The organism is Bradyrhizobium sp. USDA 4502, assembly GCF_054063355.1.
The window spans coordinates 3,163,914-3,179,284 of sequence record NZ_JBSSGF010000001.1 but is presented as its reverse complement, the minus strand read 5'-3'; the positions used below and the strand labels follow the sequence as shown (position 1 = coordinate 3,179,284).

At 64.7% G+C, this 15,371-nt stretch carries 12 protein-coding genes; 5 read left to right on the top strand and 7 right to left on the bottom strand.

All coding sequences use genetic code 11. The features are described 5' to 3' along the window. Positions 1-89: 89 nt before the first annotated feature. The 3 genes from ACVW1B_RS14535 to ACVW1B_RS14525 all read right to left on the bottom strand — a co-directional run bounded on the left by ACVW1B_RS14535 (position 90) and on the right by ACVW1B_RS14525 (position 3,079). Positions 90-782 (bottom strand): winged helix-turn-helix transcriptional regulator, encoded by a 693-nt coding sequence (locus ACVW1B_RS14535; RefSeq protein WP_456821704.1) that lies wholly within the window; start codon positions 780-782, stop codon positions 90-92. A gap of 210 nt (positions 783-992) precedes the next feature. Beyond that, positions 993-1,655, bottom strand: coding sequence for a response regulator transcription factor (locus ACVW1B_RS14530; protein WP_253608492.1), 663 nt, complete (start codon positions 1,653-1,655; stop codon positions 993-995). After that, positions 1,652-3,079 (bottom strand): histidine kinase, encoded by a 1,428-nt coding sequence (locus tag ACVW1B_RS14525; RefSeq protein WP_456821703.1) that lies wholly within the window; start codon positions 3,077-3,079, stop codon positions 1,652-1,654. Before ACVW1B_RS14525 ends, ACVW1B_RS14530 begins: the two co-directional genes overlap by 4 nt. Before the next feature lie 237 nt (positions 3,080-3,316). Here ACVW1B_RS14525 and ACVW1B_RS14520 point away from each other — a divergent pair, with 237 nt between their 5' ends. The 3 genes from ACVW1B_RS14520 to ACVW1B_RS14510 all read left to right on the top strand — a co-directional run bounded on the left by ACVW1B_RS14520 (position 3,317) and on the right by ACVW1B_RS14510 (position 5,866). Further along, on the top strand, positions 3,317-4,252 hold the full coding sequence (locus ACVW1B_RS14520; RefSeq protein ID WP_456821702.1) for a DUF2380 domain-containing protein: 936 nt from the start codon (positions 3,317-3,319) through the stop codon (positions 4,250-4,252). A gap of 137 nt (positions 4,253-4,389) precedes the next feature. Next, positions 4,390-5,301 carry an amino acid ABC transporter substrate-binding protein gene (locus ACVW1B_RS14515; protein WP_456821701.1) on the top strand — a complete coding sequence of 304 codons (912 nt, stop codon included), beginning with the start codon at positions 4,390-4,392 and terminating at the stop codon, positions 5,299-5,301. Positions 5,302-5,716: 415 nt separating this feature from the next. Then, positions 5,717-5,866, top strand: coding sequence for a hypothetical protein (locus tag ACVW1B_RS14510; RefSeq protein WP_310879564.1), 150 nt, complete (start codon positions 5,717-5,719; stop codon positions 5,864-5,866). A gap of 54 nt (positions 5,867-5,920) precedes the next feature. On the opposite strand, the gene ACVW1B_RS14505 is transcribed toward ACVW1B_RS14510, so the two are convergent. After that, entirely contained in the window at positions 5,921-6,325 is a 405-nt protein-coding gene (locus ACVW1B_RS14505) for a hypothetical protein (protein WP_456780455.1), read from the bottom strand. An 88-nt stretch (positions 6,326-6,413) separates the two neighbouring features. Here ACVW1B_RS14505 and ACVW1B_RS14500 point away from each other — a divergent pair, with 88 nt between their 5' ends. Next, entirely contained in the window at positions 6,414-7,772 is a 1,359-nt protein-coding gene (locus ACVW1B_RS14500) for an NADH:flavin oxidoreductase/NADH oxidase (RefSeq protein ID WP_456821700.1), read from the top strand. A 153-nt stretch (positions 7,773-7,925) separates the two neighbouring features. Then, a complete protein-coding gene (locus ACVW1B_RS14495; protein ID WP_456821699.1) occupies positions 7,926-9,284 on the top strand; it encodes a S41 family peptidase in 1,359 nt (452 codons plus the stop codon). Between the two features lie 36 nt (positions 9,285-9,320). Here ACVW1B_RS14495 and ACVW1B_RS14490 read toward each other — a convergent pair whose 3' ends face one another. The 3 genes from ACVW1B_RS14490 to ACVW1B_RS14480 all read right to left on the bottom strand — a co-directional run bounded on the left by ACVW1B_RS14490 (position 9,321) and on the right by ACVW1B_RS14480 (position 15,350). Next, entirely contained in the window at positions 9,321-10,670 is a 1,350-nt protein-coding gene (locus ACVW1B_RS14490; RefSeq protein WP_225648232.1) for an IS701 family transposase, read from the bottom strand. A 267-nt stretch (positions 10,671-10,937) separates the two neighbouring features. Then, entirely contained in the window at positions 10,938-13,670 is a 2,733-nt protein-coding gene (locus ACVW1B_RS14485) for a bifunctional diguanylate cyclase/phosphodiesterase (protein WP_456821698.1), read from the bottom strand. A gap of 273 nt (positions 13,671-13,943) precedes the next feature. After that, entirely contained in the window at positions 13,944-15,350 is a 1,407-nt protein-coding gene (locus ACVW1B_RS14480) for an FAD-dependent oxidoreductase (RefSeq protein WP_456821697.1), read from the bottom strand. Between the last annotated feature and the right edge of the window lie 21 nt (positions 15,351-15,371).

The following is a 15,371-nucleotide window of genomic DNA, read 5'->3' as shown; positions in this document are numbered from 1 at the left end:
TAGCTGAGATGCTTAGCGCGGGAGCGCATTCGCAAACGCTATAGCCGAGGCAAGCAGAACCACTAGTCCAGAAAGTGGACTGGATATCCTCAACTGGCTGAGACTCGATCTGCGGCCGCCGGCGCCTCATCGGCATATTTGCTGCGTGGGAACCAAGCCCGCATGCTGTTCACAAGATGCCTGGGACCGTCGATCTCGATTTTGCCGAGCTCACACGCCCGTAGCAGCGGCATCTCGTCTACGAAAATCTGCACGAGCGTCAGCAGACTCGCATAGAGGCTGATATCGACCTTGAAGCCGGGGTCATCCCAGCAAAGATCGGCTTCCTCCTTCTTCACAACAAACCACCAGCGCTTTGGCCGAGCGTCCGCAATCTCGATGTACAGAACGAAGTCGCATGGAATGTGCCTTAGATCGAACGAACGGCGCATATTCCACATGAGCCGGCCCGCGTGAAGTTCGTTGGGTGTGAGCTGGCTGCGAGCCCATTTGTGGCCCCAATAGCCCATTGCATCGATAATTGGCTTGGCTTCCCTGGCTGCCTGGGTTGGATGGTACTCCCAATGCCCGTTATCGCCTGATCTGCGTGAGATTAGCCCGGCTTCTTCTAGCGTTTGCAGGCGCTTGGAGAGGAGGGTCGGCGACATCTGCGGGATGCCGCGGCGAAGCTGGTTGAAGTGGTGGGACCCCAGCAACAGTTCGCGGAGCAGGAGCGGGGTCCACCGCTCCGTGAGAATTTCCGCAGCTTTGGCTACGGGGCAAAATGATCCATAGCCTTTCATGACGAGAACTTTAGCATCACGAGGGCTACCAAGGTAGTCCAGGTTCTGAACTATGTCCCAGACGAGCCAGCATCGAGGCTGTCCTGGAGGTCTGTTACGCGATTTTCTCGAGACTCGGCCATTCGACGATGCCGGCTCGATGTTCGGTTTGCCCGAAGGCAGATGCGGCTCGATTTGCCAGTACGCGGCCTGGCTGGTGCCACCGCGGGCTCAGCGTTCGCCGAGATCGATCTGCGTGAGGATGCCTTGCCGCAGCGCGAGGCGGACCAACTCGATATCGGTGCCGACGCCGAGCTTGTCCTTGATCAGGGAATGCAGGTTCGCGACCGTCTTGGGGCTGAGGTGCAGCGCCTCGGCGATCTCCTCGGTGGAGTTTTCCGCGAGCAGCATCCGCAGCACCTCGAATTCCCGCGCGGTCAGGAGGTCGGCCGCCTTGGTCTCGCCGGCAAGGTGGCTGAGCGCGAGCTCGTGGTCGATATCCGGGCTGATCGCGATCTTGCCCGACAGCGCATCCATCACGGCGTGCACCAGCGTCTCCGGCGGGCTGGTCTTGGTGACATAGCCGCTCGCGCCGGCGCGGATCGCCTGCACGGCAAAGGCCGCGTTCTGGTGCATGGTGAACACCAGGATTTTTGCGCGCCTGTCCCACTGCCGGAGGCGGCGGATGGCCTCGATGCCGCCGATGCCGGGCATCGACAGGTCCATGATGACGAGGTCGGGCCCGGTCTCCTTGTAGAGGCGGTAGGCCTCGACGCCGTCGGAGGCTTCGGCGACGACGCAGAGGCCCGGCTGCTTCTGCAGCATCGCCCGGTAGCCCTCCCGGACGACGGCGTGGTCGTCGACCAGCATGATGGTGCGCGCCGCGTGGCTCATGCCGCGCGCTCCACCGGTGCGGCCTCTCGGCTGGCCGCGACGGGAACGATGACGCGGAGCGAGGAGCCGCTGGGCTGTCCGGTCTCGAAGCTGAGCCCCCCGCCCAGCGCGGCGACCCGTTCGCGCATGCCGAGCAGGCCGAGGCCGGACCTGAGCTGGGGATCGCCTTTGGGATCGGGATCGCCGGGCTGGCCGTCATCCTCGATCGCGAGCACGATCGCGCTGTCGCCGCCGCCGGGCGCCGCCTCGCGCATCTCGAGCCGCAGCATCACGCGCGTGGCGCCGGCATGCTTGGCGGCGTTGGTGAGCGCCTCCTGCACGATGCGGTAGAGATTGGCGCTGACGGAGGCGGCGAGGTGCTCGAACGATCCCGATATGGCGATCTCGAACCGCGGCTGTCCGCGGCTGCGGCCGTTCCAGCCGGCGACTAGGCCCTCGAGGCTGGCCGCAAGTCCGAGTTCGTCGACATCGGGCGGGCGGAGCCGGAAGAGGGCGCCGCGCAACGTCTCCATCATGTCGGTCGCGGTCCGCGCGATGCCGTCGCATTCGGCGAGCAAAGGCGGGCAATCCGCGGCCGCGGTCTGGCGCGCCGAGGCGGCGAGCGCACGGATTGCGGCCAGCGACTGCCCGAACTCGTCATGCAGCTCACGCGCGAGGTGCCGGCGCTCCTCGTCCTGCACCAGGATCAGTTTCTGCGTCAGCGCGTTGCGGTCGGAGAGCGCGGCGGCGAGGCGCTCGGCGAGCTGGTTGAAGACGTTGCCGATCGCGGACAGTTCGGCGAGATCGAACGGCGGCAGGCGCGCGGCGAGGTCGCCTGCCGCGATCCGCTCGAGCCCGTCGCGGATCTGCCGCGTCGGACGCAGCGCCCGTGCCAGCGCCGCATAGACCAAAGCGCAGAGCAGCGGCAACGCGATCATGAACACCGCCATCAGCCGGCCGGCATCGTGCCAGGCCTCGGCTGTCGGCACCGCCGGATCGATCCAGGCGACGGCCTCGCCGATGGCGTTGCCGCGCGAAACCACTTGCCGCACCGCCTCGCGGCCGGGATCGAACAGGCGGCGATAGAGCGCCGCGAAGGCCAGCGGCGGCGCGGCCGTGTCAGTCTGCGCGCCGCCGCAGAAGCGTTGGCTGATCTCGCCGCTATTGCTGCGAAAGGCGATGCACAGTCCCGGCGTCATGACCGTCGCGGCAACGCTGTCGAGATCGGGAAAGTCGGAACGCGCATTGTTCAGCCACTGGATCTTGCTCTGCTGCAGCTCCAGCGTCTTGGCGGCGACATCGGCAACGGCCGCGATCCGCCCGCGCACCGAGCGGTCGGCCTCGATCAGGAAATAGCCGGAGATGACGGCAAAGCAGAGCGTCGAGACGATCGCCACGCGCAACGTCAGCCGCAGTTTCAGATCGCTTCCGGACCAATTCCACATTGGCGTATCCTCAAGATCGAAGGCGGGCTTCGGCGCGCGATCGCGGGCAGGGCTGTCAGGCACATTAAACGGCAGAACGGAGGCGCCGAGAAGCGCCGGCTTGGGCGTTCTTTTGGCGCGGACCATCGTCGTGAAAATTTCCCGGCACCGGGCGGGAGGCACTCCGCTGCGGCGCGGCGGCCAGTTGGCCCAGGATGCGACCGACCCGCCCGCGCCAGCACCCGAAAGGCCCAGACCATGCGACAATCCCGTCTTGTCTTGTACGCCCTCGCGTTGACCGGCCTTCTGGCCGGACCTTGTCAGTTGCGCGCCGAAACCGGCGTGGTGGCGGCATCTCAGCTTGGCGTCAGCATCGACGATTTCAGCTATGTCGACACCTCGGGCGAGATCATTGATCAGACTGCCGCGCATCAGAAGCGGCTCGACGCGTTCATGCGCGCGCTGCGCGCCGACATCGCCGCGGAGCCGCGCTATCGCCTGGTGCCATCGAAGGCACCCGCAGGCGAGGCCCGGATCAAGGTGGTCGGCGGCGTGCAGAAGATGAGCACGCTGGTGCAGTGGGCCAAGGTGGCGGTCATCGATGTTGAAGGGAGCCGCGTGCTGTACGAAAAGCTCTACACGTTTCGCGGCGACAATGACGAGGCATGGGACCATGCACGGGTGTTCGTGTCGCGCGAGGTGCGCAGCGTCCTCGCGGGCGTGTTGCCGCCGACGCAGACCGCCACGGCTGCGCCGATCGGGCTTGCGGTGTTCGAATTCGAGCTTGAGGACACCTCCGCGGCGCCGGCATCCGGTCTTGCCGACGCCGATGCGGCCTACCTCGCCGATGTGACCAAGGGCGTGCGTGACCGGCTTGCGCAGTCGGGCCGCTACCGCCTGGTCGATACCGGCGGCGCGACCGCGGCGCTCGTCAAGGCACGTGCGCTGCGCGACTGCGATGGCTGCGAGGCCGCGATTGCACAGCAGCTCGGCGCCGATCAATCGCTGATCGGCGTGATCAGGCGGGTCAGCCGGACCGAATACACGATCGGCTTCCAGCTGCGCGACGCCCGCAGCGGCGCGGTCGTCTCACGCGGCGACAGCGGCCTGCGGATGGGCGCCGATTATTCCTGGACCCGTGGCGCGGTCCGCCTGGTCGGCGATCGCCTGCTCGAAGGTGGGGCGCAGCGCTAGGGATGCTTCGCGGCTGCGGCTGCAACTCTGGCAGGCGGACCATAGCAAAGTGCGATAGCTGCTAGACACACCGTCGTCTGGCTCCGGGCTCATGCGTGCGCTATCACCGCCGCCCGATCACCGCACAGGAGCCGCCGATGCGTTTGCCCGCCATCTTCTTCGCCCTCACGCTCGCGGCAAGCCCCGCGGCGGCCGAGGAGCTGTCGGGCACGCTGCAGAAGATCAAGGAGACGAAGAAGGTGACGCTCGGCTTTCAGGAGGCTTCCGTTCCCTTCAGCTATCTCGACGACAATCAGCGGCCGATCGGCTTTGCGCTCGACATCTGCCTGAAGATCGTCGATGCCGTGAAGAAGGAGCTCGGCGCATCTGACATCGCCATCGATTACCTCCCGGTGACCTCGTCGAACCGCATTCCGCTAATGGTCAACGGCACGATCGATTTGCATTGCTCGGCGACCACCAACAGCGCGGACCGCCAGAAGCAGGTGACCTTCACCAACACGCACTTTCTCAGCGCGACACGCTTTGCCGCCAAGAGATCCGCAGGGATCAACACGATCGACGATCTCAAGGGCAAGTCCGTCACCGCCGTTGCGGGCTCGGTGAACCTCACGCAGCTCATCAAGGTCAACACCGAACGCAAGCTCGGCATCAACGTTCTCCCGGCAAAGGACCAGGCCGAGGCGTTCCTGATGCTGGAGACCGATCGCGCCCAGGCCTACGCGCTCGACGATGTCCAGCTTGCGGTTGCGATCGCGCGATCGAAGCAGCCTTCGCTCTACATGATCAGCGAGGAGGCCTTCTCGAAGGCAGAGCCGTTCGGCATCATGCTGCGCAGGGAGGACATCCCGTTCAAGGCGCTCGCCGACCGCGCCACGGCGGAGCTCTACAAGAGCCCCGAGATCGAGGTCATGTACAGGAAGTGGCTGGAAGCGCCGACCCCGCCGAAAGGTATCAATTACAACGTCCCGATGTCGCCGGCGCTGCGCCACGCGTTCGCCCATCCGAGCTCGAGCTTTGATCCCGATGTGTACGAGGTCGGCAAGTAGCGTCATTTGCGGGCGCGCCCGCGCAAATCGATCGTGGCTCTCGGAGATCGTTCACTCACCCCGCAACCAACAGCAGTCCGCGTGCAGCTCCAATGATTTGCGGCCCCAGCGTGACGGCTGGGGCCGCAGGAGGTGGTGTGTGCCTCTGGGGCAATGAATCAGAGGACAGCCACTGAACCGCACACCGATGACAATGTTCCAACCGGCTGCGGCCGGCCGTGCCATGCTGCCATGCAGACTGAGAAGCTTGCAGACCGCGCCAGGACCGTACCATCATGACGTCGGCCGGCCCGAATCGAATGCGGGTCCGGTGGACGTCCCCAGCGTCGGCCTTCGGCCCCCAACGGGCGCTGGCGACCGCATTCTGCTTGCAGCTGATTTTTTTCGCTATGCCGATTGTTCTGCGGAGCCGACATTGAACCACGACGCATTGGCCAAGCTCACCGTCACCATCATTGTCCTGGTCGCGTTGCTGATATGGCGCGTTGCTGACCAGAAGAAATCGATTGAATGCGGCGCAAATTGCCCAACCGACCTCTCTGCGAGCCGGAAGGCCGCCCAATAATATCTGAGCGACTCGATCCCGGTTCACGGCCGCCTGGTCAGCATGGCGCGTAGCCTAGCGCTTTGCGGGTGGGCCGCTCTTGTTGCCTGGTTGTCCCTTGATGTTCGACGAATCCTGTTCCTGGACATGCAGGTTCTGCGAGTTCGAGCCGACCGTGCCTTGCTTGGCGGGCGGCCCGCTCTTGTTGCCCGGCGCGCCGGCGATTCCGGTTCCGGAACTTTGAGCGCTCGGGGACGTCGTGGCGTTTGGGGAACCGGCGGCCGTGTCGGGGCGCCCCGGAGGCGTTGCGGCCGCGCCGGGCCTGTCCTGATCGCCGACATAGCCGGATTCACCGGAGTTGCGGGTCTTGGCACCCTTGTCGGCCTCGTTTTGCAGGTTCTGGGCAACCGCGTGTTGCGCCAGTATCGGGCCGGTTGCCATGGCACCGGCGATGAGCAGTGCGATTGTGCGGGTCCTCATGAGTGTCCCTCCTCTGGGTTGCCGGGGACAACACGCATCGCGATCATCATTTCCTGTGCGCGCGAAAAATCGCCGCGAGGGAACAGGCATGGCGAAGGTGCCGCGGCCCGCTACAGCGCTGCCATGCCGCGATCCGTTTGAGCGGCCGCCCGCGTGCCTCTATCGGCCATCGCGCGGTGCGTATATCGTCCGCGCCAAATACAAGATCGGTCCCGCGCGCCGGGTAACGACGCCTAATGAGGAAGCGATGTCCGACAAGCTGCTGTTCTCGCCAATGACCATCAGCGGCGTCACGCTGAAGAACCGCATCGTGGTGCCGCCGATGCACCAGTATTCCGCCGAGAAGGGCTTTCCGACCGACTGGCATCTGATGAATGCCGGCAAGTTCGCCGCCGGCGGCGCCGGTCTCGTGATCGTCGAATCGACCAAGGTCGAGCGGCGCGGCTGCGGCACGATCGGCGATCTCGGCATTTGGGACGACAAGTTCATCGCGCCGCTCAGCCGCCTCGTCGGCTTCATCAAGCAGCAGAATGCGGTCGCCGGCATCCAGCTCGGCCATTCCGGCCGCAAGGCGCGCGCGAGTCGGCCCTGGGAGGGCGATCGCCCGCTCGAACGCACCGCCGAGATCGAGGACGAGGACTGGGATGCCTGGACGCCGGTGGCGCCGAGCGCGATCGCCCATAGCGAGCGCTGGCCGGTGCCGCGCGCGCTGGACACGCATGAGGTGAAGGACCTCGTCGCAGCCTGGGGGCAGGCGGCACGGCGCGCCCATGCGGCAGGGTTCGAGGTGCTGGAACTGCACGGCGCCCATGGCTATCTCGTGCACGAATTCCTCTCCGGGCGCTCCAACCAGCGCAGCGACGAATATGGCGGCTCCGAAGCCAACCGGATGCGCTTCCTGATCGAGGTCACCGAGGCGGTGCGGGCGCACTGGCCGGATCACAAGCCGCTGTTCGTGCGGCTGTCGGTCGAGGACAACGCCGGCTGGGGCCCGGAGCAGAGCGCCCGGCTCGCCAGGATCCTGAAAGCGAAGGGCGTCGATGTGATCGACTGCTCATCGGGCGGAATCAGCGAGATGGCGCCGATCCTGGGCAAGGAGATCAAATACAACTATCAGGTGCCGCTCGCGGAATATGTCCGCACCCATGCCGATATCATGACCATGGCGGTCGGCCTGATCATCCACGGGGACCAGGCCGAACAAATCCTGCGTGATAAACAAGCAGATTTGATCGCGGTCGGCCGGGAAATCCTCAATAACCCGAACTGGCCGATGGACGCCGCGCTCAAGCTCGGCGTCGAGGGGCCGTTCCTCAATGTTCCTCCGCAGTTCGGCTACTGGCTGGGCACGCGGGCCAAGCGCGGATTCGGCACCCAGCCGTCGACCTGGCAGAACGGGTTGCAGGAGACTGGGCCAGAGGCCGACGAAAGGCTGACAGGGGGCTGACAAGAGGCCGATCCGGGCACCGTGACAGGACCGTAATGGTCCGGTGACAGGGCGGCCTTGATCCGACCAAAAAGCCGTTGTGTGGTGCCCCGCGTCGGGGTGGGGCCGAATGTTGCGAAACGTTGCCGGCCGTTAGCGAAGGGATCACGGATAATGCGCAAACATGTTGGCTTCTTGCTCGGGACGGTCGCGGGCGCGTGTCTCACCCTGCTCGTGGCCTCGCCGCAGGGCGCGCATCTGTTCGCCGTCGCCAACGCCGCCGCGCATTCCGACAACAGCAACACCTATTCGCAGCTCAACCTGTTCGGCGAGGTGTTCGAGAAGGTCAAGACCGACTACGTCGAGAAGCCCGAGGACTCCAAGCTCGTCGAGGGCGCGATCAACGGCATGATCTCCTCGCTCGATCCGCACTCCCGCTACATGAACGAGAAGGGCTGGGCGGAGATGCAGGAGACCACGCATGGCGAGTTCGGCGGGCTCGGCATCGAGGTCACCATGGAGGACGGCTTCGTCAAGGTGGTGGCGCCGATCGACGACACGCCGGCCTCGCGCGCCGGCATCATGTCGGGCGACGTGATCACCTCGATCGACGATGACCAGATCCAGGGCATGACGCTCGACCAGGCCGTCAACAAGATGAAGGGCGCGCCCAACAGCTCGATCCGGCTGAAGATCATCCGCAAGGACGCCGACAAGCCGATCGAGGTCTCGATTACGCGCGAGATCATCCGCGTCCGCCCGGTGAAGTATCACGTCGAGGGCGGCGACATCGGCTATATCAGGATCACCTCGTTCAACGAGCAGACCACCGAAGGTCTGCGCAAGGCGATCGGCGATATCCAGAAGCAGGTCACGCAGGACAAGCTCGCCGGCTACGTCGTCGACCTCCGCAACAATCCCGGCGGCCTGCTCGACCAGGCGGTCTCGGTGACCTCGACCTTGATGCAGCGCGGCGAGGTGGTCTCGACCCGCGGCCGCAATCCCGAGGAAACCCAGCGCTTCACCGCGCATGGCGGCGACATGACCAAGGGCAAGCCGCTTGTCGTGCTGATCAACGGCGGCTCGGCCTCGGCCTCCGAGATCGTCGCCGGCGCGCTGCACGACCACAAGCGCGCGACCCTGATCGGCACCCGCTCGTTCGGCAAGGGCTCGGTGCAGACCATCATTCCGCTCGGCACCGGCAATGGCGCGCTGGCGCTGACCACGGCGCGCTATTTCACGCCGTCGGGCCATTCGATCCAGGCACTCGGCATCAAGCCCGACATCGAGGTGCTGCAAGACGTGCCGGACGAGTTCAAGACCCGCTCGGAGATCAAGGGCGAGGCTTCGATGCGCGGCCATCTCTCCGCCGAGGGCGCCGAGCAGACCGGCTCGCAGTCCTACGTCCCGCCGGACGAGAAGAACGACAAGGCGCTGGCCGCGGCGTTCAACCAGCTGCGCGGCGTCACCGTCAACGCCGATGCCAAGAACGCCGACACCAAGGCCGCGCAGAAGCGGCCGGTGCCGAACTAGCACTACTTTGGCAGATTGTGTTTTCGCCGCTGTTTTTCAGGGATTTCCTTTCGGCAATATGGGCACTGCTGAGGCGGCGGCCGAAGGATGAGATCGACGATGGCGTGACGTACGGCTGGCATGGTTGGCTGAGGCGGAGGCCCGTTGATTCTTTTTTTTCCGCCCCGCGTATGCGAGGCGACGATGTTGCAGGAAGGCGTAGGCAATCATTGTCATCAAGGCGTGGCGATGAAGACCTTGCCATGACCGCCCTTCGAAGTGATCAAGTCCAAGCTCCTCCTTCAGCTGTTGATGCGCCTGCTCACAAATCCACCGTGCCTTGATGGTGGCGGCCAGCGTGCGCAGATCCGTCGCCGCCGGAAGATTGGCGAGATAGTATTTCTTCTCCCCGGAGGCACGTTGCTCACCAATGAGCCAGGCTTCGTCGCCTGGCAGATGCTGCTGACCTTTATCCCATATTCGCTGCGGAGGGCCGTCGGCGGTGCGGACACGGAGAGCAGCAAATCGAGCTTTGAGCCGACCTTTCGTCCCGCTACGCCAACTCAGGGTTTTCCATTTGGCGCTGGCCAGCATTTGTTCGGCCGCAATCGATAAGATATCGGGCACGTGGTGCTTTCGTGGTTTGCCACGGACTTTGGTGATCGGCCAAATGAGCTTCACATCGACCGGATACACTTTCTGGTGCCGAGGGATACCGACAGCCCAGGTCAGCCCGCGCTCTGTTAGCCCTTGTCGAAACGGTGCGCTGAGGCCGTATCCTGCATCCGCCAGCACACATCCAAAGCGCATGTTGGCTGCCATCGCGCGGTCAATCTCGGCCAAAGCGATCTCCGGCTTGGACCGTGGCGTTCGGTGTTCGACTGGCACGCGAGCGCGCTTCAAACGAGACATGTCGCTTGTCCAGCTGTCAGGCAGAAAGAGACGTAACGCGACCATCACTGGCACTTCGCCGCGTGCAAGCGTTAAAGACACCAGCGTTTGGCAATTTGCGGTTTTACCGAGAGCCGACGCGTATTGAGCCGCAACACCGACCGATCGCTCACCCTTCTTGGGAAGTGAGGTGTCATCGATAACCAGCATCGCATCCCTGCCGCCGACAAGTCGGTCCGCCTGGTTGAGCAGCTCCGTCTCCAGCGGCGTCGCATCCCAGACACCGTCCGCAATGAAATGGTGCAACTGGTCGTAGTTGCTCGTGGCAAGGCGTTCCGCCATCGGCTGAACGCTCTTGCGATCGCCCGGACCGATCAATCCCGCAACATACAGAGGACACATCCGCTGCCGGGTCTTATGACCCAGCCGGTCCAAGAACGGCATTAGCCAGCGTTCGAGTTCGTCTTCCCATCTCGGCATGGTCAGCCCTCCAAGAGCCGACCACCCATGAATCATTGAAAAATTGATTCGGGAATCCTATAAAACGCGGCAAAATCAACAATCTGCCAAAGTAGTGCTAGAACCTGTAGCCCGGATGGCTCCATCCGGGCTACGCAGCTGCCAAAATATCGAAAACAACCCCATGCAAAGGAGCCGGTGGCGGCTGGCGCTCGACCAGGCAGCGCTCGACCAGGCAATTTGACACGTCGGGCAATTACAGGGTATATTTCCAAAATTCCGAAATCGTGCAGGCGCCCCTCGGGCTCCGACTTGCGAGCAGCCTTACGCCGCGCCGGCGACCGGCTTGCGTCGCCGCGCCGTGCTCGCGCCCGCAGCGGGGCCGCGGCGATGCCCGGCCAGCAGCTCGCGGATCTGGGCAGCGGGCTTTGGCGGGCTGAACAGATAGCCCTGCATCTCCGAGCAGCCGAGCTCGCGCAGCAATTGCTGTTGCTGCGCGGTCTCGACGCCTTCCGCCGTCGTCGTCATGCTGCGCTCGGCGGCGATGTTGACGACGGCCTCGACGATGCCGGCCGAGCCTTGCGGATCGGCGATGTCGGTGACGAAGCAGCGGTCGATCTTGATCTTGTCGAACGGGAATCGTTTTAGGTAGCTCAGCGACGAATAGCCGGTGCCGAAATCATCAAGCGCGATCCTGATCCCGATGGCGCGCAGCTGGTGCAGTGCGGCCAGCGCCGTCTCGTCGTCGCGGATCAGCACCGCCTCGGTGATCTCGAGCTCGAGCCGGCTCGCTGACAGCCCCGACGATGCAAGCGCCGCGATCACCTTGAGCGCCAGCGTGCCGCTGCGGAACTGCACCGGCGAGACGTTGACGGCGAGCCTGACGTGGTCGGGCCAGTTCACGGCTTCCTTGCAGGCCGTCATCAGCACCCACTCGCCGAGCTGGTTGATCAGGCCGGTCTCTTCCGCGATCGGCACGAATTCGGCCGGCGAGATCATGCCGCGCTGTGGATGACGCCAGCGCACCAGCGCCTCGCAGCCGGTGATCTCGTTGCTGCGCAGGTCGACGCAGGGCTGGTAATGCACTTCGAGCCCGCTGCCGGCGGCGATCGTCTGCCGCAACTCCATCTCGAGCTCGCGGCGGGCGCGGGCGTCGGCATCCATCGCCGGCTCGAAGAAGCGGAAGACGCGCCGGCCGGCCGACTTCGCCGCATACATCGCAAGGTCGGCGTTCTTCATGATCTGGTCGAGATCGGTGCCGTCCTTCGGTGCCAAGGCGATGCCTATGCTGGCGTCGGTCGTGACCTGGTGGCCGAGGCACTGATAGGGCGCGCGGATCACCTCGTAGATGCGCGCGACGAGGTCGGCGACCTCGGCCTCGCTCTTCACCCTGGTCTGCACGATCGCGAACTCGTCGCCGCCGAGGCGGGCGACGAAATCGCCTTCGCCGATCACGCCGCTCAGCGTCCGCGCCACGGACTTGAGAAGCTCGTCGCCGACCATGTGGCCGAGCGAGTCGTTGACGCCCTTGAATTCGTCGATGTCGATATAGAGCACCGCAAGCTGGCTGTCGGGCGTGACATGCGGCAGCTCGCGCCTGATCTCCTCGTGGAACAGCGCGCGGTTCGGCAGGTCGGTGAGTGCATCGTAGTGGGCAAGATGCGTGATGCGCTCCTCGGCGCGGCGGCGCTCGGTGACGTCCTCGTGGGTCGCAAGCCAGCCGCCGTCGGCCAGCGGCTCGTTGACGACCTGGATCGAGCGCCCGTCGGGCGTCGTGATCACCATGGTGTTGCGGATGCCGACGTCGCGCAGCACGAGATTGACGTAGCGCTCGACGTCGCCCTGGAACGATCCGGTCCGGTGTCGATGCACGATGACGTCGCGGAAGCTGCAGCCGGGCCTGATGATGTCGGCCGACAACCCGTACATCTCGATATAGCGCCTGTTGCAGATCACGAGGCGCTGCGCGGCGTCGAACAGCAACAGCCCCTGCGTCATGTTGGTGACGGCGGTGTCGAGCCGCAGCTTCTCCAGCGTCAGGCGTTGCTGCTGGGCGCGATGCTGCTGCACCAGCTTGCGCACCACCAGCGTCAGCAGGATCGCGATCGCCAGCACCGAGATGCTGGTCACCGCGATCAGGATGCCGATCTGCTCGCGCCAGTTGGCGAGCGCTGCCTCGGTAGTGCTTGTCGCGACGACGACGATCGGGAATTTGGTCAGTGCCCGCGACGACACCAGGCGGTCCTTGCCGTCGACCGGGCTGGCGAGCCGCGTCGTGCTCTGCGGCTGCTCGAAGACCTGCTGCTGATTGACCGGACCGTTGCGGAAGTTCCTCCCGATCAGCTCCTCGACATGGGGATAGCGCGCCAGCAGCGTGCCGTCGCGATGATGCATCGAGATCGCGGCGCCGTCGCCGAGCGCCACCGTGGAGAAGAACTTCTCGAAGGTCGCCGGCTCGATGCCGCGGCCGACCACGCCGAGGAATTCGCCATGCGGACCGGTGACCTTGCGGACGATGACGGTGGTCCAGTTTCCGGTGACGCGGCTCACCACCGGCGCGACCTGCATGTCGGGCGAATAGGGGCTCGATTTGAAGATCTGGAAATAGGGGCGATCGGCAATGCTGGCCTGCGGCAGCGGCCAGGCGCCCGAGCTGTTGATCAGAACGCCGTCGGCGTCGAACACGTTGAGGCTGCCGACATTGGACAGCGCGTCCATCTTGGATTTGAGCATCGCATGGATGTCGGCGGCCGACATCCGGCGCCTGTAGTTCTCCGGCGTCGCGATTGCATTGTCGCGCATGAACGCGATCAGGTCGCGCTGGACGACCTCGAGATCGTCGAGCTGCTGGTCGAAATGCCGCGCCAGCAGCAGCACGGTGTTCTCGAGCTCACGCTCGCTGTTGTGCAAGGCGCGATCGCGGAAATTCTCCGCCATCAGCGTAGCGCCGATCGCGATCGCGGCCATCAGCACGGCGCCGCCGAGGATCAGCCAGCGGATCGGACCGCTGCCGATCACCGAGGTGATGTTGAACGAGGCGCTGCCGTTTGGATTCATGTGCCGCAATCGCTTCCAGGTGTTTCACCCGGAAGTAGGTTTCGTGCACCCCCGGCCCGCGAAAGTCGTATCCAATCGAAATGGAGCGCGGGTTAGCGAGATTGGTTAACGAATGGTTGATGAGGGCGGCGAGGGAGCAGAGCTCACGCCGCATTTGCGCTATGGCGCGACGGCTCAGAGTGCGCCTCAGCATCATGCTCGTCGCGATTCCACAGAATTGCCACGCGCCGGAAGTCAGGCAGTGAATGCTTGGGCGGCGCGGCAGTTCGAAGATCAGCCGTCCAGCAGCGCTGCCATCCGACGTCGATCGATGATGCCGGGAGCCGACGCCAACGGCTGGTCGTCCAGTTCGGCCAGCTTTGCCGCGACATGCGGTCTGGCGATGACCTCCTGAGGCAGTGCAACGCACATCGCGATTTCAAGCATGCCGCGAAACACATCGGCGTCGTGGGATGCGGCAGCAAGAAGCCTGGCCATGACCGGATTGGGCGCCGGCATCGGCAAACCTTCGTCCAGCGCGTTCATCTCGGCGACGCGCGCGCGGTCGGCGGCGATCTGGTTTCGATAAAACGGACCGACCTGGCGTTCGGTCTCCGCGTCGTAGTCCCGGGTGAACGCTTCGGGATCGTTGATATGCCGGCGCGCGACATCGCGGAGCAGCTGCGCGTGCAGAAGACCGACGCTCAAGCCCCGCCCGGCGGACGGGTTCGTGCAGGCCCACGCGTCACCGACAGCGGCGAATCCCGTGACGACGGGCCGGTCGTCGACGACGAACCGCCGGTACCGGTCGAGAACTCCCGCCAGCAAAAGGACTGGCGTGATCGGCTCCCCATCGAGCCAGTGGGCGTGCTGCGGGCACGCGGACACGACGCGATGGAATGTGACCGGATCACGCAAGGCGCGCATCGCCTTGTTTTTCGACGAGGTATACAGAGTGACCGACCAGGTGTCGTTGTCTCCGTCCAGCGTCAGGATCGAGACCAGGCCCATTGGCGTGAGTGTGCTGCCCATCCTGCGTGGCCGTTGCCGCCCCGAGAAATAGCGTCCGAAATAGACGAAGTTGCAATCTTCGGCTTCCTCGATCGGACTGCGGCCACCTGCATTGAGGATCCATTCGCGGGCCGGGCTCCCCCGTCCCATGGCGTCCACGACCAGATTGGCGCGGATCTCTTCGGCAGACGTCGTGCGGACCCCGGCGATATGCGACACCCCTGACATGGCCGATCTGCCCGTGATCAATTCGCGAACCTTCACGCCCCGGCGGATGGTCACGTTCGGCGCCGTTTGCGCCATCGCGGCCACCGCCCATTCGACGGTCGGCCTGCGCCCGGCGATGCATCGCATCGCTTCATCGCCCGGACGCGGCGCCCGGTCCGTGATCGTTGGGGGAAGGAATTGACAGTCGAGATAATCCACCCAGACGCATCCGGCGCGAAGCAGGCCGTCCGTGAGCCCTGGCAGTTCACGATCGCTGATCATCCGAAATCGCGAATGGAGGCTATGGGGTTGTCTGAATTGGGCAACCCCGGGGCGTTGCCACGAATCCCAGCCCTCGATGGAGGTCGAAGGTTGATCTTCGGGGTCGGCCTCCAGCACCGTGACGCGGTGGCCGTCGCGGCCAAGCATCATCGCCGCGCACAACCCGATCACGCCGCCGCCGCAAACCAGGATTTTGCTCATGTCTTCTCCCCTTGCTGCCGT

What these genes read in the sequence shown, in the direction of transcription:
- ACVW1B_RS14490 (WP_225648232.1), bottom strand. Translation starts at nt 10,670, where the DNA reads ATGATTCATGGGTGGTCGGCTCTTGGAGGGCTGACCATGCCGAGATGG.
- ACVW1B_RS14495 (WP_456821699.1), top strand. Translation starts at nt 7,926, where the DNA reads ATGCGCAAACATGTTGGCTTCTTGCTCGGGACGGTCGCGGGCGCGTGT.
- ACVW1B_RS14485 (WP_456821698.1), bottom strand. Translation starts at nt 13,670, where the DNA reads ATGAATCCAAACGGCAGCGCCTCGTTCAACATCACCTCGGTGATCGGC.
- ACVW1B_RS14480 (WP_456821697.1), bottom strand. Translation starts at nt 15,350, where the DNA reads ATGAGCAAAATCCTGGTTTGCGGCGGCGGCGTGATCGGGTTGTGCGCG.
- ACVW1B_RS14515 (WP_456821701.1), top strand. Translation starts at nt 4,390, where the DNA reads ATGCGTTTGCCCGCCATCTTCTTCGCCCTCACGCTCGCGGCAAGCCCC.
- ACVW1B_RS14535 (WP_456821704.1), bottom strand. Translation starts at nt 782, where the DNA reads ATGAAAGGCTATGGATCATTTTGCCCCGTAGCCAAAGCTGCGGAAATT.
- ACVW1B_RS14520 (WP_456821702.1), top strand. Translation starts at nt 3,317, where the DNA reads ATGCGACAATCCCGTCTTGTCTTGTACGCCCTCGCGTTGACCGGCCTT.
- ACVW1B_RS14505 (WP_456780455.1), bottom strand. Translation starts at nt 6,325, where the DNA reads ATGAGGACCCGCACAATCGCACTGCTCATCGCCGGTGCCATGGCAACC.
- ACVW1B_RS14500 (WP_456821700.1), top strand. Translation starts at nt 6,414, where the DNA reads ATGGCGAAGGTGCCGCGGCCCGCTACAGCGCTGCCATGCCGCGATCCG.
- ACVW1B_RS14530 (WP_253608492.1), bottom strand. Translation starts at nt 1,655, where the DNA reads ATGAGCCACGCGGCGCGCACCATCATGCTGGTCGACGACCACGCCGTC.
- ACVW1B_RS14525 (WP_456821703.1), bottom strand. Translation starts at nt 3,079, where the DNA reads ATGTGGAATTGGTCCGGAAGCGATCTGAAACTGCGGCTGACGTTGCGC.